The following is a 21,718-nucleotide window of genomic DNA, read 5'->3' as shown; positions in this document are numbered from 1 at the left end:
TTGGTATTGAGGGCAGCCGCGCGGCTGCCCGATGTCGTGCGGTGCGTCCGGTCCATCAAAGCCCCTGCCCCGATTTCACGTCGCGAAGTTCCATCGCCTTGGCGGGGTCGCGCATCATCTGCGCCGTGACGTCCTGGCGCTTGACGTCCTTGCGGTGGCGCAGGGTCAGCACGATGGCACCGATCATCGCAACCAGCAGGATCAGGCCGGCAAGCTGGAACAGCAGGAAATACTGGTCATAAAGAATGATCCCCAGCGCTTCGGTGTTGTGGCGGTCCAGCGGGATGGCTTGCAGGCGCAGATCGGCGGCTGCGACGTTGCTTTCCCAGGCACCGAAGGCCATGACGAATTGCATCAGGATCACCAGGCCGATCAGCAGGGCCAGCGGCATGTAGCGCGCCATTTCGGCCTTGAGCCCGGCGAAGTCGACGTCGAGCATCATCACCACGAAGAGGAACAGAACCGCGACCGCGCCGACATAGACGATGATCAGCAGCATCGCGACGAATTCCGCGCCCAGCAGCACGAACAGGCCCGCAGCGGACAGGAACGACAGGATCAGCCAGAGCACCGAGTGCACGGGGTTGCGGCTGATGACCGTGAACAGCCCACCGGCGATCACCGAGATCGCGAAAAGGTAAAAGGCGAAAACGCTCATGTCTCTTTGTCCTCTTTCATGACGGCCTGGGCCAGGTCCATGGCCTTGGTCGTGGCGGGGATGCCTGCAAACATCGACATCATCGCAATCGTTTCGCTGATATGCTGCGCTGTGGCGCCCGCCTCGACCGCGTGACGCACGGTCTGGCGCACGGCCGTTTCATTCTGCGCGCCTTGCATCACCAACCCTGCCAGCGTCAAGAGAAGACGCGTGCGCGCGTCCAGCCCGCCCTCGTTGAAGGCGTTGCCGAACATCGCTTCCATCATGTCCTTGGACATGGTCGGAAACATGCCCTCGAACTTGCGGATGTCGAAGGCTTCCATGGCCGGAAAGGCCTTGGCCATGTCCTGCATCTGGGCCATCATCGCGGCAAAGGGGTTGGTCGGATCGGTCATCGGTAGGGTGCGTCCAGTTCGAGGTTGCGGGCAATCTCTGCTTCCCAGCGGTCGCCGTTTTCCAGCAGTTTGGCCTTGTCGTAGAACAGCTCTTCGCGGGTCTCGGTCGAGAATTCGAAGTTCGGCCCCTCGACGATGGCATCAACCGGGCAGGCTTCCTGACAGAAGCCGCAGTAGATGCATTTGGTCATGTCGATGTCATAGCGCGTGGTGCGGCGGCTGCCGTCCTCGCGGGGTTCCGCGTCGATGGTGATGGCCTGCGCAGGGCAGATCGCCTCGCAGAGTTTGCAGGCGATGCACCGCTCTTCGCCGTTGGGATAGCGGCGCAGGGCGTGTTCACCACGAAAACGAGGGGAAAGCGGTCCCTTTTCGTGCGGGTAGTTGATCGTGGCCTTGGGCCGGAAGAAATACTTCAGCCCCAGCTTCATGCCGCCCCAGAAATCCTGAAGCAGGAAATATTTGGCGTGCCGTGCGTAATCAATCTGTGTCATGCTTAGCTCCCCACGGTCCAGCGGGCATAGACGCCCCAGAACCATTCGAATTTTGCGGCAAAGGCCACGAAGATCACCCAGATCAGGCTGAACGGCAGGAACACCTTCCAGCCCAGACGCATCAGCTGGTCATAGCGGTAGCGCGGGGTGATCGCCTTCACCATCGAGATGATGAAGAACACAAAGCCCATTTTCAGGATCATCCAGAAGATGCCATCGGGCAGGAACGGCACCGGCGACAGCCAGCCGCCGAAGAACATCAGCGAGATCAGCGCGCACATCAGGACCACGGCCACCAGTTCACCGATCATGAACAGCAGGAAGGGCGTAGAGGAATATTCGACCTGATAGCCCGCGACCAGTTCCGATTCAGCCTCCGGAAGGTCGAAGGGCGGGCGGTTGGTTTCGGCCAGCGCCGAGATCAGGAACAGGAACAGCATCGGGAAGTGCGGCAGCCAGTACCAGTTGAAGATGCCCCAATCGCCCTTTTGCGACAGCACGATGTTGCCGAAATTCATCGAGCCGGACGAGATGATCACGCCGATGATGATCAGACCGATGCTGACCTCGTAGGAGATCATCTGCGCCGCAGAGCGCAGCGAGCCGAGGAACGGGTATTTCGAGTTCGAGGCCCAGCCGCCCATGATCACGCCGTACACCTCGAGCGAGGAGATGGCGAAGACATAGAGGATGGCGACGTTGATGTCAGACAGCACCCAGCCGTCGTTGAACGGGATCACCGCCCAGGCGATCAGCGCCATGACCAGGCTGACCATCGGCGCCATGAAGAACACGCCCTTGTCGGCACCGGCGGGCACCACGACCTCTTTGACGATGTATTTGCCAAAGTCCGCGAAACTTTGCAGCAGGCCGAAGACGCCCACCACGTTGGGGCCGCGGCGCATCTGGACGGCGGCCCAGATCTTGCGGTCGGCATACATCAGGAATGCCAGCGCGACCAGAAGCGGGATCACCAACAGAAAGATCTGCGCGACGATCAACAGGCCCATGCCCACGGGATTTACAATGAAAAATTCAGCCATAGGTCCTCACACCGTCGGTATCCCTTTTTCCGCACAGTTGGCAGCCTCGACTTCGGCGTCGATGGTGCGCAATCCGCGCGGCAAGGATGGCGAGATGGTGTAAACAGCATCTGCCTGCCACACGCCACCCTCTTCGTTTACTTTTGTCCGCACATGGCGCGCAAATCCGTATCCGCGGATCAACGTATAGCCGGCTGCGGCGCATTGCGCGTAATCAGACACGTCCTGGCCGCTGAGCGCGTTGGTCATTTCCACGTTGAACTGCACCAGGTCATTGTCCAGCAGCGACGTCTGAACGCTCCGGTAATCGGGAATCAGACGTTCTGCCGTGATCTCCGGCTCGGAACAGGCGGCCAATGGCGCCAAGGCTATGAGGCCCGCGCGGATCATTCAGCAGCCATCGCCCCTTGCAGACGTGCCTTGGCGTTGGCGCTGAGTTCGGCCATCAACTGGCTGGACCGCGCAATCGGGTTGGTCAGCCAGAAGTCCGACAGCGCATTGCGGAAGGCCGCGTCGCCCAGTTTGCCCGAAGCCACGGGGCGCCATTCGTTTTCGGGCACCTCGTCCAGATCGGCGATGTGCGGCACAGCCTCGACCAGCGCGGAGCGCAGGGTGGCCAGGTTGTCATAGGGCAGAACCGCGTCCATCTCGCCCGAGAGCGCGCGCAGGATGGCCCAGTTTTCCTTGGCCATGCCGGGGGCGAAGCTGGCGCGTTGGGCCAGTTGCGGGCGGCCTTCGGTGTTGATGAAGACGCCGCTTTCCTCGGTATAGGCGGCACCGGGCAGGATCACGTCGGCGCGGTGTGCGCCACGGTCGCCGTGGCTGCCCTGATAGATCACAAAGGCACCTTCGGCGATTTCGATCTCGTCGGCACCAAGGTTATAGATCACGTCGGCCTCGGCCACGGCGTCCATGCCACGGTCGTTGACCGCGCCCACGTCCATCGCACCCACGCGCGATGCGGCGGTGTGCAGGACCATGAACTTGGAGTTTGTATCCTCGGCCAGCTTCATCGCGGCGGCGAGAACGGCGGCACCGTCGGCTTCTTGCAATGCGCCCTGGCCCACGATCACGATCGACGGTGCGTCGAGCACGTCGCCATAATCCTTGTCCAAGAGGCCGTTCAGCGCGGCACGGTCGGTGCCTGCGTGCGCGTAGTCATAGGTCAGATCGACGGCTTCGCCCACCAGACCGACGTCTGCGCCCGCGATCCACGCCTTGCGGATGCGCGCGTTCAGCACGGGTGCCTCGATGCGGGGGTTGGTGCCGATCAGCTGGATGAACTTGGCTGAATCAATGTCCTCGATCCGGGCGGTGCCTGCATAGGAGGCGCGGTTGCCCGCTTCGAGCTTGGCACCATCGGTGCGGCATTCGACGACGCCGCCCTGCCCCTCGATCAGCTGTTTCAGCGCAAAGATCGCCTCGACCGGGGCCAGATCACCGACCAGACCGGCCAGCTTTTCGGCACCCTTGATCCTGGACGCGGTCACTTGCAGCGCCTCGCCCCAGTCGGCTTTGCGCAGCTTGCCGTTCTCGCGGATGTAGGGCGTGTCCAGACGTTGCCGGCGCAGACCGTCCCAGACGAAACGGGTCTTGTCCGAAATCCACTCTTCATTCACGCCATCATGGTTCAGCGGCAGGAAGCGCATGACTTCGCGGCCCTTGGTGTCGACGCGGATCGACGAGCCGAGCGCATCCATCACGTCGATGCTTTCGGTCTTGCTCAGTTCCCAGGGCCGCGCGGTGAACGCATAGGGTTTCGAGACCAGCGCGCCCACTGGGCAGAGGTCGATGATGTTGCCCTGAAGGTTCGAATCAAGCGTCTCGCCCAGATAGGAGGTGATCTCGGCGTCTTCGCCGCGCCCGGTCTGGCCCATCTGGGTGATGCCTGCGACCTCGGTGGTGAAGCGCACGCAACGGGTGCACGAGATGCAGCGCGTCATGTGGGTTTCGACCAGCGGGCCAAGATCCAGATCCTCGGTCGCGCGCTTGGCTTCGCGGAAACGGCTGAAATCGACGCCGTAGGCCATGGCCTGATCCTGCAGGTCGCATTCGCCGCCCTGGTCGCAGATCGGGCAATCGAGCGGGTGGTTGATCAGCAGGAATTCCATCACGCCCTCGCGGGCCTTCTTGACCATCGGGCTGTTGGTTTTCACGACGGGCGGCTGGCCTTCGGGGCCGGGACGCAGATCGCGGACCTGCATCGCGCAGGATGCGGCGGGCTTGGGCGGGCCGCCCACGACCTCGACCAGACACATCCGGCAGTTGCCCGCGATGGTCAGCCGCTCGTGGTAGCAAAAGCGCGGAATCTCGACCCCGGCCAACTCACAGGCCTGGATCAGGGTCATCGCCCCTTCTACTTCGATTTCCTTGCCGTCGATGATGATCTTGCGAAGGTCGCTCATGCGTCAATTCACCCTGAGTAACGAACCGATCCGGCTCGATTTTTCGATTTCGTTGCGCCCAAGCGCGCAATACGTCTCTGGCTGTCCGGCGACAACCCCATTGGCAGCCAAATATGCCTGGCCGCGCTTTTTCAGCCGTGCTTTTTCGGCGTCGGATTTCCGGTAGGCGTCGATTTCGGCGCTGGTATAGCCCATCGCCTGTGCCTGATTGTTTAAACCGTTTAAAAAGCCGAAGGCCTTGATCATCCGCGCCGAGATGTCGGGGCAGCTTTTGCGGATCTCGTCGGCCAGACCGACCGCCAGCAGCGCGTCGTCGATGGGCGTGTCGCGCAGATGCGGTTTGGCCATGGCGGTGGTCGCCGTCGAAAGCGCGAGGGCTGTGCCGATCACAAGTGTCGTCAGTCGCATGTTCAAGTCTCCTGTGCTGCGAAACGGGCCGCGCACGCGCGCGGGCCCCTCTGCGGACATGGGAAACCTGCGCCCTGATATGCAATAGCAGGACACGTCTGGCGTGAAAACCGGGCGATATGTCGCCGGACCCGTCATCGAACGCTGCAGGTTCCCTGCAGGATCAACGTGTCGTTCGACACCAAGAGCGCGCCGTCGTCGCCATCCGGTCCGCGCGTCCAGACGATGTTGGACGTGCCGAAATCCTCGATGCAGTAGCGCGTCGCGTCGTAAAGCCCCGCCTCGCGCGCGCCGGTCAGGCTTTGCGAGACCGGCTTGACCTCGGTCTGGAACACCGAACGGTCGTCGCCGACCTTCTTGGTGCTGGTGCGGTAGTATTGACCGTCAAAGGCCAGGTCCTCGTCGCGCTGGTTGCAGGCCGTCATTGCCAGCGCTGCCGTCATCAACAGGATCAGACGCATCAGAAGGCCCCCCAGATCGCCATGACGGCCATTGCCAGCACGCACAGCATGCTGATCGACCAGAACAGGCTGCGCATCGGCTGGTTCGTGGTGCCGATGTGCACGAAGGCCATGACGACCCGCGCCGCCAGGAACACCGAGGCAAAGAGGTTCACCCAGAACGGGTTGGCCCCCATCAGGATCGCCGCGAGCACGGCCGCGATGAAGGGTCCGGCGCTTTCGACCGCATTGGCGTGGGCGCGCGCCTTGCGGTAGGTCGGGTTGGCATAGTCGCGTTTGACCTGTCCGCAGAGGGCACGCTCATCGTCGGAGCGGCCGGCGGCGGAGAGCGCGGTCAGCACGAACATCAGGATGGCATAGCCGCCTAAGGACGCGATCGCGTGGGCGTAGAGTTCCATTGTCATGTCCTATTCCGCAGCCACGGCGCTGACGCGGCCGGTGCGCTTGTGTTTGATACGGTCTTCGATCTCGTCGCGGAAGTTGCGGATCAGGCCCTGGATTGGCCAGGCGGCGGCGTCGCCGAGCGCGCAGATGGTGTGCCCCTCGACCTGTTTGGTCACGTCCAGCAGCATGTCGATCTCTTCGACTTCGGCATCGCCGCGCACCAGACGTTCCATCACCCGCATCATCCAGCCGGTGCCTTCGCGGCAGGGCGTGCACTGGCCACAGCTTTCGTGTTTGTAGAACTTGGCCAGACGCCAGATCGCCTTGATGATGTCGGTGTCCTTGTCCATCACGATCACCGCAGCCGTACCCAGACCCGACCGCTGCTCGCGCAGATAGTCGAAATCCATGATCGCCTCGCGCATGTGTTCGCCGCGGATACAAGGTACGGACGACCCGCCGGGGATCACCGCCTTCAGGTTGTCCCAGCCGCCGCGAATGCCGCCGCAATGCTTTTCGATCAGCTCTTCGAAGGTGATCGACATCGCCTCTTCGACGACGCAGGGGTTGTTCACATGGCCGCTGATCGCAAACAGCTTGGTGCCCGCGTTGTTCGGTCGGCCAAAGGACGAGAACCATTCAGGGCCACGGCGCAGGATCGTGGGCACCACGGCGATGGATTCGACGTTGTTGACGGTTGTGGGGCAGCCATAGAGACCCGCGCCCGCCGGGAACGGCGGTTTCATCCGGGGCATGCCCTTCTTGCCCTCAAGGCTTTCGAGCAGGGCGGTTTCCTCGCCGCAGATATAGGCGCCGGCACCGTGGTGCAGGTAGATGTCGAAATCCCAGCCGGATTTGGCGGCGTTCTTGCCGACCAGCCCTGCGTCATAGCATTCGTCGATGGCCGCTTGCAGCGCCTCGCGCTCGCGGATGTATTCGCCGCGGATGTAGATGTAGCAGGCGTTGGCGTTCATCGCGAAGGAGGCGATCAGGCAGCCCTCGACCAGCGTGTGCGGATCGTGGCGCATGATCTCGCGGTCCTTGCAGGTGCCGGGTTCGGATTCGTCGGCGTTGACCACCAGATAGGCCGGGCGACCGTCGCTTTCCTTGGGCATGAAGGACCATTTCAGGCCGGTGGGAAAGCCCGCACCGCCGCGACCGCGCAGGCCGCTTTCCTTCATCTGGGACACGATCCAGTCGCGGCCCTTCTTGATGATGTCGCCCGTACCGTCCCAGTGGCCACGTGCCTGCGCGCCTTTCAGCGAGCGGTCGTGCATCCCGTAGAGGTTGGTAAAGATCCGGTCCTTGTCCTGCAACATGTCCGTTCAGCCTTTGTCTTGCCGGCGCGCGCGCCAGATGTTGAAACCCATCCACAACGCCCAGGCGAAACCGCCAAGCGCTGCGAGGTCAAAAAACGCGTGGGTCCGGCTGGTCCAGCCGAGGTAGCCCCCCGCGATCGTCGTGCCAAGCCAGAAGAGTGCCACGCAGACAATCCACAGCGCCAACCGCTGCCCTGTCCTGTTTGCCTTGTCCTGACCCTGCATGAAACCTGTCGGCGTTTCGCAAACGCCGCCTTTCCTGACCTTGTTCGAAACTTAGGTGCTGTCACCCTTTGCCAGCACCTTGGCCTGTTTGACCCATTCATCGCGGCTGACCCGCCCCTTGAACCCGGCAAGGTTCTGGTCGGCCCATTCGACTTCCTTCTTGCGCCAGGACGCCACCTGCGAAAAGTGGAAGACGCCCATCTCGTGCAGCAGCGCCTCGAGCTTGGGACCGACGCCCTTGATCTTTTTCAGATCGTCCGGGCCACCCTCGCGCGGGGCGCTCAGCAGTTCCGGCTTGCCGTCGGCGGCGACGGCCGCGCGTTTGGCGGGCGCTTGCGGCGCGTCGGGCTGCGGCTTTTCGGGGTCGGTGGCGGCGACCGGATCATCGACCGGTGCTGCAGGCTCCGCCTCGGGCGGGATCGTCTGCAACGGATCTGCGTCCGCGGCGGCCGACGGCTTTTCGTATTTCCAGTCGCCCTTGCGCGCGGCGAGCTCTTCCTGCCCCTCGAGACGCGCGCTGGGTTTGACTGTCATGGCCGCGTCGGCCTTGGCAGGCTTGGGGGCTGTTTCAGGCTCTGCCGCTGCCGGCGCAGGGGCGGCGACATCCGCCACCGGGGCGCTCTTGGCGGCAGGCTCGGGCTTTTGTGTCGCGGGCTGCGGCGACTGTTCCTGCGCGCCTTGCGATTTTGCCACCAGCGTGGTGCAGCGCACGTTTTTCAGAAGGAAACCGAAGACACCGAAGACGAGGATGCCCAAGACCAGTGCGGCGAAAAAGCCCCAGCCGCCAAACGCGATCAGCAAAACGGCCAGAACCGCGCCGGTTATCGCCGCGAGCATCCAACTCTTGCGTGCGCAGTCCTGCATCGCCTTGTCATTGTTCATCATCGTCCCTCTCCTGAATTGCTGTTTATTCTATATCGTTGTCGTCCTTATGCGCAGTTTCGCCTGCGACCAGTGCGCGGGCCTGTTCGACCCAGCCGTCGCGGCTGGCGCGGCCCTTGAATTTTGCGAGGCTCTGGTCGGCCCAGGCAACTTCGGCCTCGGTCCATTCGGCGATCTGGTCGTGGTGATAGATGCCGTTGTCGTGCAGAAGCGATTCCAGCTTGGGGCCGATGCCCTTGATCTGCTTGAGGTCATCGGGGCGGGCGTCGCGCGGCGCGCTCAATGTCGAGGGTTTGGACCCCGTGACCGTGTTGGCCGTGGTTGCGGTCTCGTCCTCGGGCGCTTCGGCGGGAATGTCGGTTGCGGGCGCGCTGCCTGCGGGACGGGTTTCGCCCTTCATCGCGTCGGTCTGTTCCGCAGGTGCCGTCTTGCCGCGCTTGGGCTTGGCTTTCATCTCGTCTTCGGAGGGCGGGGTCGGCGCGACCTTGGCCTCTTTCGTCACGGGGGCCGAGGGGGCGGTGCGGGTCTTGGGTTTGGCTGGCGGTTTTTCCGCAGCGTTCGCCGCCTTGTCCTGCCAGGGCGTGACCAGCGGCACTTCGGTGCCGTCGATCCGCTTGACCGTGTCGCCGATGTCCTTGGCCAGTTGCACGCTGGCGTTGTACTGGGTCTTGCCGCTGTCATAGTCGGTCAGTGACGTGAGGCCGCTCAGTGGCTCCGAGGCATAGCGCCCGTTCTGCGGACCCGGTGTCGGCACGCCGCCTGCGGCCAGTTCCTCGATGATCTCGCCCATCCGCGCGGTGGTCAGATCCTCGTAGTAGTCCTTGCCGATCTGGGCCATCGGCGCGTTGGCGCAGGAGCCGAGGCATTCGACCTCTTCCCACGAAAACTTGCCGTCCGCCGACAATTCGTGCGGGCGCGCGGCGATCTTTTCCTTGCAGACGGCCATCAGGTCTTCGGCCCCGCAGATCATGCAGGACGTTGTGCCGCAGACCTGGATATGTGCCACGGAGCCAACGGGTTGCAGCTGGAACATGAAGTAGAAGGAGGCCACTTCGAGACCCCGGATATAGGCCATGCCCAGCATTTCGCTGACGTGTTCGATCGCGGGGCGGGACAGCCAGCCCTCTTGCTCCTGCGCGCGCCACAGCAGCGGGATGATCGCGCTGGCCTGACGGCCCTCGGGGTATTTGGTGATCTGGGCTTCGGCCCACGCCTGGTTGGCGGCGGTGAAGGCGAAGCTTTCGGGTTGGTCAGGGTGCAAGCGGCGGAGCATCAGTTCGACTTTCGGTTCGCGTGGCGGAGGTGGGAGCCTCCGGCGGGAGTTTTACGGGCAAGATGAAGTGCAGAAGGGACCAGATGGCGGATCACCGGTCGATCTCTCCGAACACCACATCCATCGTGCCGATGATCGCGGCGACGTCGGCCAGCTGGTGGCCGCGGCTGACGTGATCCATCGCCTGCAGGTGCAAGAAGCCCGGCGCGCGGATCTTGGCGCGGTAGGGTTTGTTGCTGCCGTCGGCAACGAGGTAGACGCCGAACTCGCCCTTGGGCGCTTCGACGGCGCAATAGACCTGGCCTTCGGGGACGTGGAACCCTTCGGTGTAGAGCTTGAAGTGGTGGATCAGGCTTTCCATCGAGGTTTTCATGTCGGTGCGGCTGGGCGGGGTCACCTTGCCACGGGCGAGGATGTCGCCGGTCGCTTCGCGCAGCTTGCCGATGGCCTGCCTGATGATGCTGACCGACTGGCGCATCTCTTCCATGCGGACGAGGTAGCGGTCAAAGCAGTCGCCGTTCTTGCCGACGGGGATCTGGAAATCGAACTCGTCATAGCATTCATAGGGCTGCGAGCGCCGCAGATCCCATGCGAGGCCGGAGCCGCGCACCATCACGCCGGAAAAGCCGTATTCGAGGATGTCCTCTTCGGTCACGATGCCGATGTCGGCGTTGCGCTGCTTGAAGATGCGGTTTTCGGTCAGCAGCCCGTCGATGTCGGCGAGAACGGCGGGGAATTCATGGGCCCACTGTTCGATATCGTCCAGCAGCGCATCGGGCAGGTCCTGATGCACGCCGCCGGGGCGGAAATAGGCCGCGTGCAGGCGCGCGCCGCAGGCCCGCTCATAGAAGATCATCAGCTTTTCACGCTCTTCAAAGCCCCAGAGCGGCGGCGTCAGCGCGCCCACGTCCATCGCCTGCGTGGTCACGTTCAACAGGTGGCTCAGGATGCGGCCGATTTCGGAATAGAGCACCCGGATCAGCGAGGCGCGGCGCGGCACGGGGGTGCCGGTCAGCTTTTCGATGGCCAGACACCATGCGTGTTCCTGGTTCATCGGCGCCACATAATCCAGCCGGTCGAAATAGGGCAGGTTCTGCAGGTACGTCCGGCTTTCCATCAGCTTTTCGGTGCCACGGTGCAGCAGGCCGATGTGCGGATCGCACCGCTCGACGATCTCGCCGTCGAGTTCCAGCACCAGCCGCAAAACGCCGTGTGCCGCAGGGTGTTGCGGGCCGAAGTTGATGTTGAAGTTGCGGATCTTCTGCTCGCCGGTCTTGGCGTCGGTCGATCCGTCATCGTAGCGGTTTGTGCGAATATCGCCGTCCATCATGATAGAACCTCTTCAATCTTGCGCGGCTCGGAAGTCGCAAACGCCCAGAGCAGTATGTAGGGGCCGAAATATGGAACCAGAGTAAACACCAATGTCCACGCAGGGTAGCCATGCCGCTTTTGAACGACACGGGCAGGCAGCGCAAACAGAGCAAGCATGACCAGCATCGTCAGCAAGGCGGATGTGGACACGAACCAATCGGGCTGTGCAAACTGGCTGTCCATCACCGCTTCTCCAGCTCTTGCAGCTTGATGCCCATCCACCACAGCAGGGCGATCGTGCCCAGCGGGATCAGACAGACCGCAGCCCAGTATTTATGGATGCCGAAGAACGGCAGCAGCTTGACCATCGGAATGGCGGTCAGGGCCGACAGGATGAGCCACCACAAGCCGCCCATTATTTCTTGTCCTTGCTGACGTGGCCGTCGGGGGCCGCCTTGTCATCGCCGGGCAGGATGTATTCGGCCCCTTCCCAGGGCGACATGAAATCGAACTGGCGGTATTCCTGCACCAGGCTGACGGGCTCGTAGACCACGCGCTTTTGCGCCTCGTCATAGCGGACCTCAGTGTAGCCGGTGGTCGGAAAATCCTTGCGCAGCGGATAGCCGCGAAAGCCATAGTCGGTGAGGATGCGGCGCAGGTCGGGGTGACCCGAGAACAGGATGCCGAACATGTCGAACACCTCGCGCTCGAACCAGTTGGCCGAGGGGTGCACGCCGGTGATCGAGGGCACCAGAGCATCCTCGCGCACCGAGACACGCAGGCGGATGCGGTGGTTCTGGTACATGCTGAGGAAGTGGTAGACCACGTCGAACCGCTTGGCCCGGCCCGTGTAGTCGACCGCGGTGATGTCGATCAGCGTCGAGAACCGGCAGGTCGCGTCGTTCTTGAGAAACTCGACCAGGCCCACGATGTTGTTGGGCGTGATGTCCAGGTTCAGCTCGTCATGGGTGATGTCCCACGCCAGCACGCAATCGGGGCGCTTGGCCTCGATGTAGGTTCCCAGTTCTTTCAGTGCGTCGCTCATCGGTTATCCTTACCCCGAAGTCTGTCCTTTGAGGCGCGACCCACGCGCCCTGCCCGCGCGGTGCGGGCCTTTGTTTACAGCGTCCGGTTCAGCGGACGTTTGTTTAAGGCGTCCGGCTCAGCGGACGTTTGTTTTAAGCGTCCGGTTCAGCGGACGATCGTCCCGGTGCGGCGCATCTTGCGCTGCAACTGCAAGATCCCGTAGAGCAGCGCCTCGGCCGTGGGTGGGCAGCCCGGCACGTAGATGTCGACCGGCACGATCCGGTCGCAGCCGCGCACCACGGAATAGCTGTAGTGGTAGTAGCCGCCGCCGTTGGCGCAGGAGCCCATCGAGATCACGTAGCGCGGCTCGGGCATCTGGTCGTAGACCTTGCGCAGGGCCGGCGCCATCTTGTTGGTCAGCGTGCCCGCCACGATCATCAGGTCCGACTGGCGCGGGGACGCGCGCGGTGCGGTGCCGAAGCGTTCCAGATCGTAGCGCGGCATCGAGGTGTGCATCATTTCGACGGCGCAGCACGCCAGGCCGAAGGTCATCCAGTGCAAGCTGCCGGTGCGGGCCCAGTTGATCAGGTCCTCGGTCGAGGTCAGCAGGAAACCCTTGTCCTGCAGCTCGGCGTTCAGGTTCTGGGTCGCGACCTCGCGGTCGGGACCTGCAGCGTTTGGTGATGTGGCAATTGACATGTGCGCTTTGCTCCAGCGTTTTGTCGGGAGACGGGCCGCGGTTTTCTGCAGGCCCGTATGTTGGGTTCGGGTGTAGCCCAGCCCCGCCAGAGCGTCAACGCGACATGCTCATACGATCGCAGGGAAACACTTCGATATGAATGGCCAGTCCGATCCTGCGCATGAAATGGCCCTTCGGGTCCTGTTCGCAACCCTTTCGGGGCTAGAAAGCCGCCCGGATCATGGGGGCGGCCTTCCGACTTCAGCGCGCCTGTGGCTTGACCACTGCACCGAAGATAGCCTGCCTGTGGCCTATTGCCACTCAAGCGCGCCCTTTTTCCATTCATAGGCGAAACCGGCGGTCAGAACGCCCAGGAAGACCATCATCGACCAGAAACCTGTCATGCTGACGTCCTTGAATGCGACGGCCCAGGGAAACAGGAATGCGATTTCGAGATCAAAGATGATGAACAGGATCGACACCAGGTAGAACCGCACGTCGAATTTCATCCGCGCATCGTCGAAGGCGTTGAAGCCGCATTCATAGGCGCTGACCTTTTCGGGGTCGGGACGGCGCACCGCGATGACCAGGGCGGCAAGGATCAGAATCAGGCCCAGCGCGATGGCGACACCCAGAAAAACCAGAATGGGAAGATATTCCCGCAGCATCTCGTCCACGTGTGGTTCCTTTAGCTATGCCGACGCGGCGGCGCGCGGCCCTTAACGTATCTTTCGACGTTTACGCGCCCGCAAGGGCGAGGTCAACCGATGCACCGGCGGATCGGGGGCCTCGGACGCCTGCCCCGAGACTAGGATTTCTTCGTTTCGGAATCGTTATCAGGGACGCTTTCGGGGGCTTGGTCCTCAGGCTCCTCCTCCCGCTCCTCATTCGTCGGGTTCTGAACCGCATAGACGTTATAGTCGTTGGGATCGAATTCCTCGGGGTCATAGGCGTCCTCGTCCTCGGCAATGCCGGTGACATGGGTGGTGCCGGTCTCTTCGTCATAGACCAGCCCGTAGGTGGCACGGCCTTCGGATTTATAGCGCAGGTATTCGTGGATACCCGCGTAGATGAAGGCCGCCACGAAGGGCAGGATGATCAGAAGGGCGATCACTTGGGCTGTCATCAAGACGCTCCTTTTGCAGGTGTGAGGGGCAAGCGGCCGCAGCGCCGGGTCTGACCGGGCAGGATGGCAACGCTGGGGGGTTCACGAAGAGAGATGGAGCGACAGGGTCGGTTTGTCAAATTTGGTGTGGGGGATGGGGGAGGCGGCAAAGGGCAGCGGCGCATGGGTGGCGCGCCGGAAAATTGCGCGGTGCCGATCCGCGAAGGGCCACGCCGCCCCGCCGAACTAATGGAAACGGTTGCAACGCTTATCGACGGTGGGAAACCGGGCAATCCCCCCCTCACCGCATCCAAGCTGCCTTGCGCTTGTCGAAGAACGCGCCGATCCCCTCGACCGCTTCCTCGGTCTCCCAGCGGTCTTTCAGCGCGTCTATCGTCATCGTGATGGTGTCTTCGTCGATGCGCGGCCCCAAGGAACGGGCCAGCGCCTTGGCCGATGCCACGGCACCGGGGGCGGTGCTGAGATAGGGCAACACTTCGGCTTCGACCGCATCCGCCAGATCCTGCGCCGGAACGATGCGCGCCAGCAGGCCCAGGTCCACGGCTTCGGATGCATCGAACAGCCGCCCCGAGAAGAACACCCGCCGCGCGCGGCCCTCGCCCATGCGGGCGATCACGTAGGGGCCGATGGTGGCGGGGATGATGCCCAGCCGCACTTCGGTCAGGCCCATCTTCAGGTGGTCCGCGCCGATGGCCACGTCGCAGACCGATGCCATGCCGACGCCACCGCCGAAGGCATTGCCCTGCACCGCGCCGATCAGCGGCTTTGGCATGGTGTTCAGCGCCTGCAGCATGTGCGCAAGCTTGCCCGCCTCGCGCGCGCGGGTGTCGGGGTCGGCGGCCATCTGTTCGCGCATCCAGTCCAGATCACCGCCCGCACAGAACGATTTGCCCGCCCCGGTCAGCACCACCACGCGCACGGCGTCATCCGCGCCCAGTGCTGCGGCGGCATGGGTCAGATCGGCCAGCATCTGCGCCGACATCGCGTTGTGTTTTTCGGCGCGATCGAGGGTGAGCGTGGCCACGCCGCGCGCGTCCACGTCGATGGAAATCGTGTCGTACATATTCCTGTCCTTTTCGTACCTAACTGCGCAGGCTCCGCGCAAAGGCGGCAGCCTCGGCGATCACATCGAGGTCCAGCCCGGTCTGATAGCCCAGCCGTTTGAGATGTGCCGCCACCGCCTCGGTCGCGACGTTTCCGGCGGCACCGGGTGCGAAGGGGCAGCCGCCGAGGCCCCCCACAGCCGCGTCGAACACCCGCAGGCCCATCGCCAGCGCCGCGTCGATATTGTCCATCGCGCGCCCGTTGGTGTCGTGGAAATGCCCTGCCAGGCGGCCCGCCGGCACCACGTTGCGCACCGCCAGCAGCATCCGCGCCACCGCGTCGGGCGTGCCCTTGCCGGTGGTGTCGCCCAGGCTGATCTCGTAGCAGCCCATGCCGAAAAGCTTGTCCGCCACGTCGGCCACGGCACTTGGGGCCACGGGCCCGTCATAGGGGCATTCCACCACGCAGGAGACATAGCCGCGCACCGGCAGGTCGATGTGGCGCGCAGCCTCGATCACCGGGGCAAAGCGTTCCAGCGATTCTGCAATCGTCGCGTTGATGTTGGCCTTGGAGAAACCTTCGGAGGCCGAGGCAAAGACCGCGATCTCGTCCGCGCCTGCGGCCTGCGCATCCTCGAAGCCGCGCATGTTGGGGGTCAGTGCCGCATAGCGGATGCCTTCGGCGCGGGTGATCCCTGCCAGCACCTCGGCGCTGCCTGCCATCTGCGGCACCCATTTGGGGCTGACGAAAGACGCGCATTCGATGCGGCTGAACCCGGCCCGGCTGAGCATGTCGACCAGCCTGACCTTATCCGCGACCGAAATCTCGTTCGGTTCATTCTGCAACCCGTCACGCGGACCGACTTCGAAAATCTCACAGGCACCAAGACTCATGGCAATTCCTCCCTTGCTGTCAGCAGCCTAGGCTTCCGGTTCAAATTGCACCAGTGCCGCGCCGGCCTCGACCTGCGCGCCCTCTTCCACCAGCACTTCGGCGACCACGCCGTCGCGGATGGCCAGCAGGCTGTGTTCCATCTTCATCGCCTCGAGTATGGCCAGACGTTCGCCTGCCTTGACCGCCTGCCCCGCCTTGGCAAAAAGCGCGCGGACGAGCCCTGGCATCGGTGCTTCGATCAGGTTGCCGTCGCCGCCTGCGGCACTGGCCCGCTCCAGCGGATCGACGACGCCGTACGCGAACCCGTAGCCGTCAAAGACGGTGATCTGCGCGCCGGATTGGGCCACATCCGGTGCCGCCTGCCCGTCAATCTGCCACAGATCGCCAACGCGGCGCACGGCGACGGCGGTGCCGTCCACGGTCCAATCCTGCGCCCTGGGGCCAAGCACATCGACGCCGAGCGCAATGTCTGCCTCGGCATGGGTCAGCGTCACGCTACGCCGCAGCGGGGCCCAGAGGGCAAAGCCCGCGTCGGCCTGCGGCGTCTCAAGCCTGAGTGCGCGCATCCCCGCCGCCACCGCATGACGCGGCTGCGCCTGCGGTGCGGCGACCAGCTGATCCAGATCGCGCGCGATCAGGCCGGTGTCGACCTCGCCCCGGCCAAAGCCCGCGTGCCCCGCCAAGGCCCCCAGAAAGGCAAGGTTGGTGACTGTGCCGCCCACTTGCGTGCCTGCAAGTGCTGCGCGCAGCCGTGCCAGCGCCACGTCACGGGTGGGGCCGTGCACGATCACCTTGGCGATCATCGGATCATAGAACGGGCTGATCACGTCGCCTGCACGCACACCGCTGTCCGCACGGCAGGCTTGGGGAAAGTGCAGATGCGTCAGCGTGCCGGTCGCGGGCAGAAAACCCTTGGGCACGTCCTCGGCATAAAGCCGCGCCTCGAAGGCGTGGCCGCTGATGGCCAGATCCTCCTGCGCTGCGGGCAGCGCCTCGCCTGCCGCCACGCGCAGTTGCCATTCCACCAGATCGACACCGGTGATGGCCTCGGTCACCGGATGCTCGACTTGCAGGCGCGTGTTCATCTCCATGAAGAAGAACCCGTCGGCACTCAGCCCGTCCGAGCCATCCACGATGAACTCGACCGTGCCCGCGCCCGCATAGCCGATGGCTTCGGCGGCGCGCACGGCAGCGGCCCCCATTGCCGCGCGGATTTCCGGCGTCATGTCGGGAGCGGGTGCCTCTTCGATCACCTTCTGGTGGCGGCGCTGCAAGGAGCAATCCCGCTCGAACAGATGCACCGCCCGTGTGCCGTCGCCAAAGACCTGCACCTCGATGTGGCGCGGCTTGCTCACGAATTTCTCGACCAGCACGTCGGCGTTGCCGAAGGCGGACTTGGCCTCCGACCGCGCCGAGGCCAGCGCCTCGTGAAAGGCCGCCGCCGTCTCGACCTGCCGCATGCCCTTGCCGCCGCCGCCCGCCACGGCCTTGATCAGCACCGGATACCCGATCTTGTCGGCCTCCGCCGCCAGCAGATCATCCGACTGGTCCGCGCCGTGATAGCCCGGAACCACCGGCACGCCCGCCTCGACCATCAGCGCCTTGGCGGCATCCTTCAGGCCCATCGCGCGGATCGCGCTGGCCGAGGGACCGACGAACACCAGCCCCGCCGCCTCGACCGCTTCGACGAAATCAGGGTTCTCCGACAGGAACCCATAGCCGGGATGGATCGCCTGCGCGCCTGTCTCCAATGCCGCGCGGATGATCACATCGCCGCGCAGATAGCTCTCGGATGGGGCCGCGCCGCCGATATGCACCGCGCGGTCGGCCATCGCCACATGCTTGGCCCCCGCATCGGCATCAGAATAGACCGCCACACAGGCCACGCCCATGGCCTGCGCCGTTTCCATCACCCGGCAGGCGATCTCGCCCCGGTTCGCAATCAGGATCGTGTCAAACATCATTCCCGTCCTCTACAACTCTCAACAGGCCCGTTTCTTTTGGCCCCAAATATCCCGGGGGTGCGGGGGCTGGCCCCCGTCTTCCATCCCCGTCCACTGCCCGCCACACTCACATCCGGAACAAACCAAAGCGCGTGTCGGCAATCGGCGCATTCAGGCTGGCGCGCAGGCTCAGGTCCAGCACATCGCGGCTTTTGCGCGGGTCGATCACCCCGTCGTCCCACAGCCGCGCGCTGGCATAGAGCGGGTGCGACTGTTCCTCGAACATGTCAATCGTGGGCTGCTTGAAGGCCCATTCCTCCTCCGGCGTCCACGTCTCGCCGCGCGCTTCCATGCCGTCGCGTTTGACCGTGGCCAGCACCCCCGCCGCCTGTGCGCCGCCCATGACGCTGATGCGGCTGTTGGGCCAGGTCCACAGGAACCGGGGCGAATAGGCGCGCCCCGCCATGCCGTAGTTGCCCGCACCGAACGATCCGCCGACCAGCATGGTGATCTTGGGCACCGACGTGGTCGCCACCGCAGTCACCATCTTGGCGCCGTGGCGCGCGATGCCTTCGTTCTCGTATTTGCGACCGACCATGAAGCCGGTGATGTTTTGCAGGAACACCAGCGGGATCTTGCGCTGCGAGCAGAGCTCGACGAAATGCGCGCCCTTTTGCGCGGCTTCGGAAAACAGCACGCCGTTGTTGGCGATGATGCCGACGGGCGTGCCCTTGACGTGGGCAAAGCCGCAGACCAGCGTTTCGCCAAAGCGGGACTTGAACTCGTCGAAGATACTGCCGTCGACCAGCCGCATGATCACCTCGCGGATGTCGTAGGGCGTGCGCGCGTCGGCGGGCACCACGCCCAGCAGTTCCGCCGGATCATAGGCGGGCTCTTCGTAGCTGGCGGCAGCCGCCGTCAGATTGCCCTGCGCGCCCCGGAGCGACCCGACCGCGCGCCGCGCCAGCGCCAGCGCGTGGGTGTCGTCCTCGGCCAGATAATCCGCCACGCCGGACAGGCGCGTGTGGACGTCGCCGCCGCCCAGATCCTCGGCGCTGACCACCTCGCCCGTCGCCGCCTTGACCAGTGGCGGGCCCGCCAGAAAGATCGTGCCCTGATCGCGCACGATGATCGTCACGTCCGACATCGCGGGGACGTAGGCGCCGCCCGCGGTGCACGAGCCCATCACGACGGCGATCTGCGGAATGCCCTTCGCGCTCATCTGTGCCTGGTTGAAGAAGATGCGGCCAAAGTGGTCGCGGTCGGGAAAGACCTCGTCCTGGTTGGGCAGGTTGGCGCCGCCGCTGTCGACCAGATAGATGCAGGGCAGATGGTTCGCCTCGGCAATCTCCTGGGCGCGCAGGTGTTTCTTGACCGTCATCGGGTAATAGGTGCCCCCTTTCACGGTGGCGTCGTTGCACACCACCATCACGTCGCGGCCCATCACCCGGCCCACGCCCGCGATCACGCCGGCACCGGGGGCAGCACCATCGTACATGCCGTGGGCGGCTGTCGCACCGACCTCGAGAAACGGGCTTCCGGGGTCCAGCAGGTTCGCGACCCGCTCGCGCGGCAGCATCTTGCCACGGCTCACGTGGCGCTCGCGCGACCGCTCGCCGCCGCCCAGGGTTGCGGCCTGCGCCGCCTCCTGCACCTGTTGCAGCGCCGCTTCGTGCGCCTGCTGGTTGGCCTTGAACTCGGCCGAAGTTGTCAAGATCTGTGACGTCAGCTTCATGCCGTCCCCTTTTCAGTTTCTGCCACCGCCTGCGCGCGCAGCGCCTTGCGGATCACTTTGCCCGTTACCGTCATCGGCAGCGCATCGACGAATGCGATTTCGCGCGGGTAGGAATATTGCGCCAGTCGCGCTTTCACGTAGTCTTGCAAGGTCGCTTCGGTCGCTTGTGCCCCGTCTTTCAGCACCACGTAGGCCTTGACGATCTCGGTGCGCAGCGGGTCGGGTTTGCCGACCACACCGACGGTTGCCACGTCCGCGTGGGTCATCAGGCAATCCTCGATCTCGGCGGGGCCGATGCGGTAGCCCGACGAGGTGATCACGTCATCCTCGCGGCCCACAAAGCGCAGGTAGTCGCCCTCCCACAGGCCACGGTCGCCGGTCAGCATCCAGTCGCCGCGAAACTTTTCCGCCGTGGCGTCGGGGCGCTGCCAATAGCGCAGCATCATGCTGGGTGCGCCGCGTCTTATGGCGATGTCGCCCTCGCCCTCGGCCGGGTGCCCTGCGGCGTCGATCACCGCGATGTCGAAGCCCGGCACGGCCTTGCCGATGCATCCCGGTCGCGGCGGGAAATCGGCGGCGCAGCTGCTGGCGACCATGTTGCATTCGGTCTGGCCGTAGAATTCGTTGATCTGCACGCCGAACGCGTCCTGCCCCCAGGCCAGCATCTCGGCGCCCAAGGGCTCGCCGCCGCTGGCGACGGTGCGCAGGCCGGGCAGTTTTGCGCCCGCTGCTTTCAGCATCCGCAGCGCGGTGGGCGGGAAGAACACGTTACGCACGCCGCCGTCGGCGATGATCTGCGCGCAGCGATCCACGTCGAATTTGGGTATACGGGCCGCGACCACGGGCACGCCCAGCCGCAGGCCCGGCATCGCTACGTCGAAAAGCCCGCCGATCCACGCCCAGTCGGCGGGGGTCCACAGGCAATCGCGCGGCTGGCCCAAATGGTCGTGGCTGGCGCTGACGCCGGGCAGATGCCCGTCGAGCACGCCATGACCGTGCAGCGCGCCCTTGGGCGTGCCGGTGGTGCCCGAGGTATAGATCAGCACGCAGGGCACGTCAGCGCCGCCCGGCGCATAGTCCACCGGACCGCCCGCGACGCCACAGGTCGCCGCGATCAGGGGTGTCGCCAGATTGCCCAGCAGGTCGGCGCCTTCGGCGTCGGTCAGCACCAGCGCCACGCCCGCATCGCGGGTCCGTGCTGCAAGCGCATCGTGTTGGAACAGCTTGAACAGCGGCACCGAGATCGCGCCGATCTTCCAGACCGCCAGATGTGCTGCCGCGCACCACGGGGTCTGGCTGAGCAGCACGCCGACGCGGTCGCCCGGCTGCACCTGCGTCAGCAAGGCGCGCGCGATGCCGTCGACCATGTCGGCCAGTTCGCCGCAGGTCACATCGCGGCGCGGCCCCTCGGACAGGTCGATGATCGCCACCGCCCGTCGGTCATGGTCGAGACAAGTCCGCGCTATGTTGGGCAGGCTGGTCACTCACCGATCCTGCTGTCGGCGAGGTAAAGCGCCTGCGTCCCGGTCAGGCGCATCAGGCAGCCGACCGTGGCGGGACCGCCGCCGGTGCCGCCGCCCCAGAGCGCGCGTTCGTAGTCGCAGGTGGCATCGCGAAAGGTGATCCATGCGCGTTGCATGTCGCGCAGCGCGGTTTCCGAGGGTTTGCCGTCCATATACTCATCGGCCTCGCGGGCGCGCGTCATTGCGCCGCTGTAGTTCTCGTTCAGCAGGCCGTCCCAATATTGCAGTTCCCGGTCGAGACAGCCCGACATGGCGTAGGTTGAGTAGCCGCCGGGAGTGTCTTCCATACAGGCGTTGGCCGAGGCACCGATGCAGGCCAACTGGTCGTTCATGTCAGGTGCCTGCGCCACGCAGGACGCGGTGATGTCCGACGAATAGGTCAGATCCTGTGCGGCGACAGGAGCGACATGCCCGAGTTGGGCCGCGAAGGCCGCGCAAACCGCGATGATCAAGTTACGTTTCGCAAACATCTTTCGTTCCTTCATTCCAAGTC

Annotated in this window: 26 protein-coding genes; all 26 read right to left on the bottom strand. The window is 64.4% G+C overall.

Going from position 1 to position 21,718, the window contains the following annotated elements; all coding sequences use genetic code 11:
• Nucleotides 1–55: 55 nt before the first annotated feature.
• On the bottom strand, nucleotides 56–658 hold the full coding sequence (locus tag NTA49_RS07980; protein WP_258294170.1) for an NADH-quinone oxidoreductase subunit J: 603 nt from the start codon (nucleotides 656–658) through the stop codon (nucleotides 56–58).
• Nucleotides 655–1,053, bottom strand: a complete 399-nt coding sequence (locus NTA49_RS07975; protein WP_258294169.1) for a carboxymuconolactone decarboxylase family protein — start codon at nucleotides 1,051–1,053, stop codon at nucleotides 655–657. The genes NTA49_RS07980 and NTA49_RS07975 overlap by 4 nt, the downstream gene beginning before the upstream one ends.
• Nucleotides 1,050–1,544: an NADH-quinone oxidoreductase subunit NuoI gene (gene nuoI / locus NTA49_RS07970; RefSeq protein WP_258294168.1), complete on the bottom strand. Its 495-nt coding sequence runs from the start codon at nucleotides 1,542–1,544 to the stop codon at nucleotides 1,050–1,052. Before nuoI ends, NTA49_RS07975 begins: the two co-directional genes overlap by 4 nt.
• 2 nt (nucleotides 1,545–1,546) lie before the next feature.
• Nucleotides 1,547–2,587, bottom strand: coding sequence for an NADH-quinone oxidoreductase subunit NuoH (gene nuoH, locus NTA49_RS07965; protein ID WP_258294167.1), 1,041 nt, complete (start codon nucleotides 2,585–2,587; stop codon nucleotides 1,547–1,549).
• A gap of 6 nt (nucleotides 2,588–2,593) precedes the next feature.
• Nucleotides 2,594–2,977 carry a hypothetical protein gene (locus NTA49_RS07960; RefSeq protein WP_258294166.1) on the bottom strand — a complete coding sequence of 128 codons (384 nt, stop codon included), beginning with the start codon at nucleotides 2,975–2,977 and terminating at the stop codon, nucleotides 2,594–2,596.
• Nucleotides 2,974–4,992 carry an NADH-quinone oxidoreductase subunit NuoG gene (gene nuoG / locus NTA49_RS07955; RefSeq protein WP_258294165.1) on the bottom strand — a complete coding sequence of 673 codons (2,019 nt, stop codon included), beginning with the start codon at nucleotides 4,990–4,992 and terminating at the stop codon, nucleotides 2,974–2,976. Before nuoG ends, NTA49_RS07960 begins: the two co-directional genes overlap by 4 nt.
• Before the next feature lie 3 nt (nucleotides 4,993–4,995).
• Nucleotides 4,996–5,400, bottom strand: coding sequence for a DUF5333 domain-containing protein (locus tag NTA49_RS07950; RefSeq protein WP_258294164.1), 405 nt, complete (start codon nucleotides 5,398–5,400; stop codon nucleotides 4,996–4,998).
• A gap of 134 nt (nucleotides 5,401–5,534) precedes the next feature.
• Nucleotides 5,535–5,861, bottom strand: a complete 327-nt coding sequence (locus NTA49_RS07945) for a hypothetical protein (protein ID WP_258294163.1) — start codon at nucleotides 5,859–5,861, stop codon at nucleotides 5,535–5,537.
• The gene (locus NTA49_RS07940) at nucleotides 5,861–6,259 is read right to left on the bottom strand and encodes an MAPEG family protein (protein WP_258294162.1); all 399 of its coding nucleotides are present in this window, start codon (nucleotides 6,257–6,259) and stop codon (nucleotides 5,861–5,863) included. Before NTA49_RS07940 ends, NTA49_RS07945 begins: the two co-directional genes overlap by 1 nt.
• A gap of 9 nt (nucleotides 6,260–6,268) precedes the next feature.
• A complete protein-coding gene (gene nuoF, locus NTA49_RS07935) occupies nucleotides 6,269–7,564 on the bottom strand; it encodes an NADH-quinone oxidoreductase subunit NuoF (protein ID WP_258294161.1) in 1,296 nt (431 codons plus the stop codon).
• Between the two features lie 6 nt (nucleotides 7,565–7,570).
• Nucleotides 7,571–7,789 carry a DUF5337 domain-containing protein gene (locus NTA49_RS07930; protein WP_258294160.1) on the bottom strand — a complete coding sequence of 73 codons (219 nt, stop codon included), beginning with the start codon at nucleotides 7,787–7,789 and terminating at the stop codon, nucleotides 7,571–7,573.
• A gap of 51 nt (nucleotides 7,790–7,840) precedes the next feature.
• On the bottom strand, nucleotides 7,841–8,674 hold the full coding sequence (locus NTA49_RS07925) for a hypothetical protein (RefSeq protein WP_258294159.1): 834 nt from the start codon (nucleotides 8,672–8,674) through the stop codon (nucleotides 7,841–7,843).
• Nucleotides 8,675–8,696: 22 nt separating this feature from the next.
• Nucleotides 8,697–9,944 carry an NADH-quinone oxidoreductase subunit E gene (locus NTA49_RS07920; RefSeq protein WP_258294158.1) on the bottom strand — a complete coding sequence of 416 codons (1,248 nt, stop codon included), beginning with the start codon at nucleotides 9,942–9,944 and terminating at the stop codon, nucleotides 8,697–8,699.
• A gap of 91 nt (nucleotides 9,945–10,035) precedes the next feature.
• Entirely contained in the window at nucleotides 10,036–11,274 is a 1,239-nt protein-coding gene (locus NTA49_RS07915; protein WP_258294157.1) for an NADH-quinone oxidoreductase subunit D, read from the bottom strand.
• The gene (locus NTA49_RS07910; RefSeq protein WP_258294156.1) at nucleotides 11,271–11,498 is read right to left on the bottom strand and encodes a hypothetical protein; all 228 of its coding nucleotides are present in this window, start codon (nucleotides 11,496–11,498) and stop codon (nucleotides 11,271–11,273) included. Before NTA49_RS07910 ends, NTA49_RS07915 begins: the two co-directional genes overlap by 4 nt.
• A complete protein-coding gene (locus NTA49_RS07905; protein WP_258294155.1) occupies nucleotides 11,498–11,671 on the bottom strand; it encodes a hypothetical protein in 174 nt (57 codons plus the stop codon). Before NTA49_RS07905 ends, NTA49_RS07910 begins: the two co-directional genes overlap by 1 nt.
• Complete coding sequence (locus tag NTA49_RS07900; RefSeq protein ID WP_258294154.1) at nucleotides 11,671–12,300, bottom strand: NADH-quinone oxidoreductase subunit C; 630 nt, start codon at nucleotides 12,298–12,300, stop codon at nucleotides 11,671–11,673. Before NTA49_RS07900 ends, NTA49_RS07905 begins: the two co-directional genes overlap by 1 nt.
• Before the next feature lie 146 nt (nucleotides 12,301–12,446).
• Entirely contained in the window at nucleotides 12,447–12,980 is a 534-nt protein-coding gene (locus NTA49_RS07895) for a NuoB/complex I 20 kDa subunit family protein (protein ID WP_258294153.1), read from the bottom strand.
• 291 nt (nucleotides 12,981–13,271) lie between these two features.
• A complete protein-coding gene (locus NTA49_RS07890; RefSeq protein ID WP_332844280.1) occupies nucleotides 13,272–13,637 on the bottom strand; it encodes an NADH-quinone oxidoreductase subunit A in 366 nt (121 codons plus the stop codon).
• A gap of 131 nt (nucleotides 13,638–13,768) precedes the next feature.
• Entirely contained in the window at nucleotides 13,769–14,086 is a 318-nt protein-coding gene (locus tag NTA49_RS07885) for a hypothetical protein (RefSeq protein WP_258294152.1), read from the bottom strand.
• Between the two features lie 280 nt (nucleotides 14,087–14,366).
• Nucleotides 14,367–15,149: a crotonase/enoyl-CoA hydratase family protein gene (locus NTA49_RS07880; protein ID WP_258294151.1), complete on the bottom strand. Its 783-nt coding sequence runs from the start codon at nucleotides 15,147–15,149 to the stop codon at nucleotides 14,367–14,369.
• 19 nt (nucleotides 15,150–15,168) lie between these two features.
• Entirely contained in the window at nucleotides 15,169–16,023 is an 855-nt protein-coding gene (locus tag NTA49_RS07875) for a hydroxymethylglutaryl-CoA lyase (protein ID WP_258294150.1), read from the bottom strand.
• Nucleotides 16,024–16,050: 27 nt separating this feature from the next.
• Complete coding sequence (locus NTA49_RS07870) at nucleotides 16,051–17,985, bottom strand: acetyl/propionyl/methylcrotonyl-CoA carboxylase subunit alpha (protein ID WP_258294149.1); 1,935 nt, start codon at nucleotides 17,983–17,985, stop codon at nucleotides 16,051–16,053.
• A 109-nt stretch (nucleotides 17,986–18,094) separates the two neighbouring features.
• Entirely contained in the window at nucleotides 18,095–19,702 is a 1,608-nt protein-coding gene (locus NTA49_RS07865; protein ID WP_258294148.1) for a carboxyl transferase domain-containing protein, read from the bottom strand.
• Nucleotides 19,699–21,186 (bottom strand): AMP-binding protein, encoded by a 1,488-nt coding sequence (locus NTA49_RS07860; RefSeq protein WP_258294147.1) that lies wholly within the window; start codon nucleotides 21,184–21,186, stop codon nucleotides 19,699–19,701. The genes NTA49_RS07865 and NTA49_RS07860 overlap by 4 nt, the downstream gene beginning before the upstream one ends.
• On the bottom strand, nucleotides 21,183–21,695 hold the full coding sequence (locus NTA49_RS07855; RefSeq protein WP_258294146.1) for a lysozyme inhibitor LprI family protein: 513 nt from the start codon (nucleotides 21,693–21,695) through the stop codon (nucleotides 21,183–21,185). Before NTA49_RS07855 ends, NTA49_RS07860 begins: the two co-directional genes overlap by 4 nt.
• Between the last annotated feature and the right edge of the window lie 23 nt (nucleotides 21,696–21,718).

This window comes from Pseudosulfitobacter koreensis (assembly GCF_024733015.1).
GTDB lineage: Bacteria > Pseudomonadota > Alphaproteobacteria > Rhodobacterales > Rhodobacteraceae > Pseudosulfitobacter > Pseudosulfitobacter koreensis.
This window is presented reverse-complemented; position numbering and strand designations above follow the sequence as displayed.

Coding starts and splice junctions, on each gene's coding strand:
- NTA49_RS07980 (WP_258294170.1), bottom strand. CDS start 658: ATGAGCGTTTTCGCCTTTTACCTTTTCGCGATCTCGGTGATCGCCGGT.
- NTA49_RS07975 (WP_258294169.1), bottom strand. CDS start 1,053: ATGACCGATCCGACCAACCCCTTTGCCGCGATGATGGCCCAGATGCAG.
- nuoI (WP_258294168.1), bottom strand. CDS start 1,544: ATGACACAGATTGATTACGCACGGCACGCCAAATATTTCCTGCTTCAG.
- nuoH (WP_258294167.1), bottom strand. CDS start 2,587: ATGGCTGAATTTTTCATTGTAAATCCCGTGGGCATGGGCCTGTTGATC.
- NTA49_RS07960 (WP_258294166.1), bottom strand. CDS start 2,977: ATGATCCGCGCGGGCCTCATAGCCTTGGCGCCATTGGCCGCCTGTTCC.
- nuoG (WP_258294165.1), bottom strand. CDS start 4,992: ATGAGCGACCTTCGCAAGATCATCATCGACGGCAAGGAAATCGAAGTA.
- NTA49_RS07950 (WP_258294164.1), bottom strand. CDS start 5,400: ATGCGACTGACGACACTTGTGATCGGCACAGCCCTCGCGCTTTCGACG.
- NTA49_RS07945 (WP_258294163.1), bottom strand. CDS start 5,861: ATGCGTCTGATCCTGTTGATGACGGCAGCGCTGGCAATGACGGCCTGC.
- NTA49_RS07940 (WP_258294162.1), bottom strand. CDS start 6,259: ATGGAACTCTACGCCCACGCGATCGCGTCCTTAGGCGGCTATGCCATC.
- nuoF (WP_258294161.1), bottom strand. CDS start 7,564: ATGTTGCAGGACAAGGACCGGATCTTTACCAACCTCTACGGGATGCAC.
- NTA49_RS07930 (WP_258294160.1), bottom strand. CDS start 7,789: ATGCAGGGTCAGGACAAGGCAAACAGGACAGGGCAGCGGTTGGCGCTG.
- NTA49_RS07925 (WP_258294159.1), bottom strand. CDS start 8,674: ATGATGAACAATGACAAGGCGATGCAGGACTGCGCACGCAAGAGTTGG.
- NTA49_RS07920 (WP_258294158.1), bottom strand. CDS start 9,944: ATGCTCCGCCGCTTGCACCCTGACCAACCCGAAAGCTTCGCCTTCACC.
- NTA49_RS07915 (WP_258294157.1), bottom strand. CDS start 11,274: ATGATGGACGGCGATATTCGCACAAACCGCTACGATGACGGATCGACC.
- NTA49_RS07910 (WP_258294156.1), bottom strand. CDS start 11,498: ATGGACAGCCAGTTTGCACAGCCCGATTGGTTCGTGTCCACATCCGCC.
- NTA49_RS07905 (WP_258294155.1), bottom strand. CDS start 11,671: ATGGGCGGCTTGTGGTGGCTCATCCTGTCGGCCCTGACCGCCATTCCG.
- NTA49_RS07900 (WP_258294154.1), bottom strand. CDS start 12,300: ATGAGCGACGCACTGAAAGAACTGGGAACCTACATCGAGGCCAAGCGC.
- NTA49_RS07895 (WP_258294153.1), bottom strand. CDS start 12,980: ATGTCAATTGCCACATCACCAAACGCTGCAGGTCCCGACCGCGAGGTC.
- NTA49_RS07885 (WP_258294152.1), bottom strand. CDS start 14,086: ATGACAGCCCAAGTGATCGCCCTTCTGATCATCCTGCCCTTCGTGGCG.
- NTA49_RS07880 (WP_258294151.1), bottom strand. CDS start 15,149: ATGTACGACACGATTTCCATCGACGTGGACGCGCGCGGCGTGGCCACG.
- NTA49_RS07875 (WP_258294150.1), bottom strand. CDS start 16,023: ATGAGTCTTGGTGCCTGTGAGATTTTCGAAGTCGGTCCGCGTGACGGG.
- NTA49_RS07870 (WP_258294149.1), bottom strand. CDS start 17,985: ATGTTTGACACGATCCTGATTGCGAACCGGGGCGAGATCGCCTGCCGG.
- NTA49_RS07865 (WP_258294148.1), bottom strand. CDS start 19,702: ATGAAGCTGACGTCACAGATCTTGACAACTTCGGCCGAGTTCAAGGCC.
- NTA49_RS07855 (WP_258294146.1), bottom strand. CDS start 21,695: ATGTTTGCGAAACGTAACTTGATCATCGCGGTTTGCGCGGCCTTCGCG.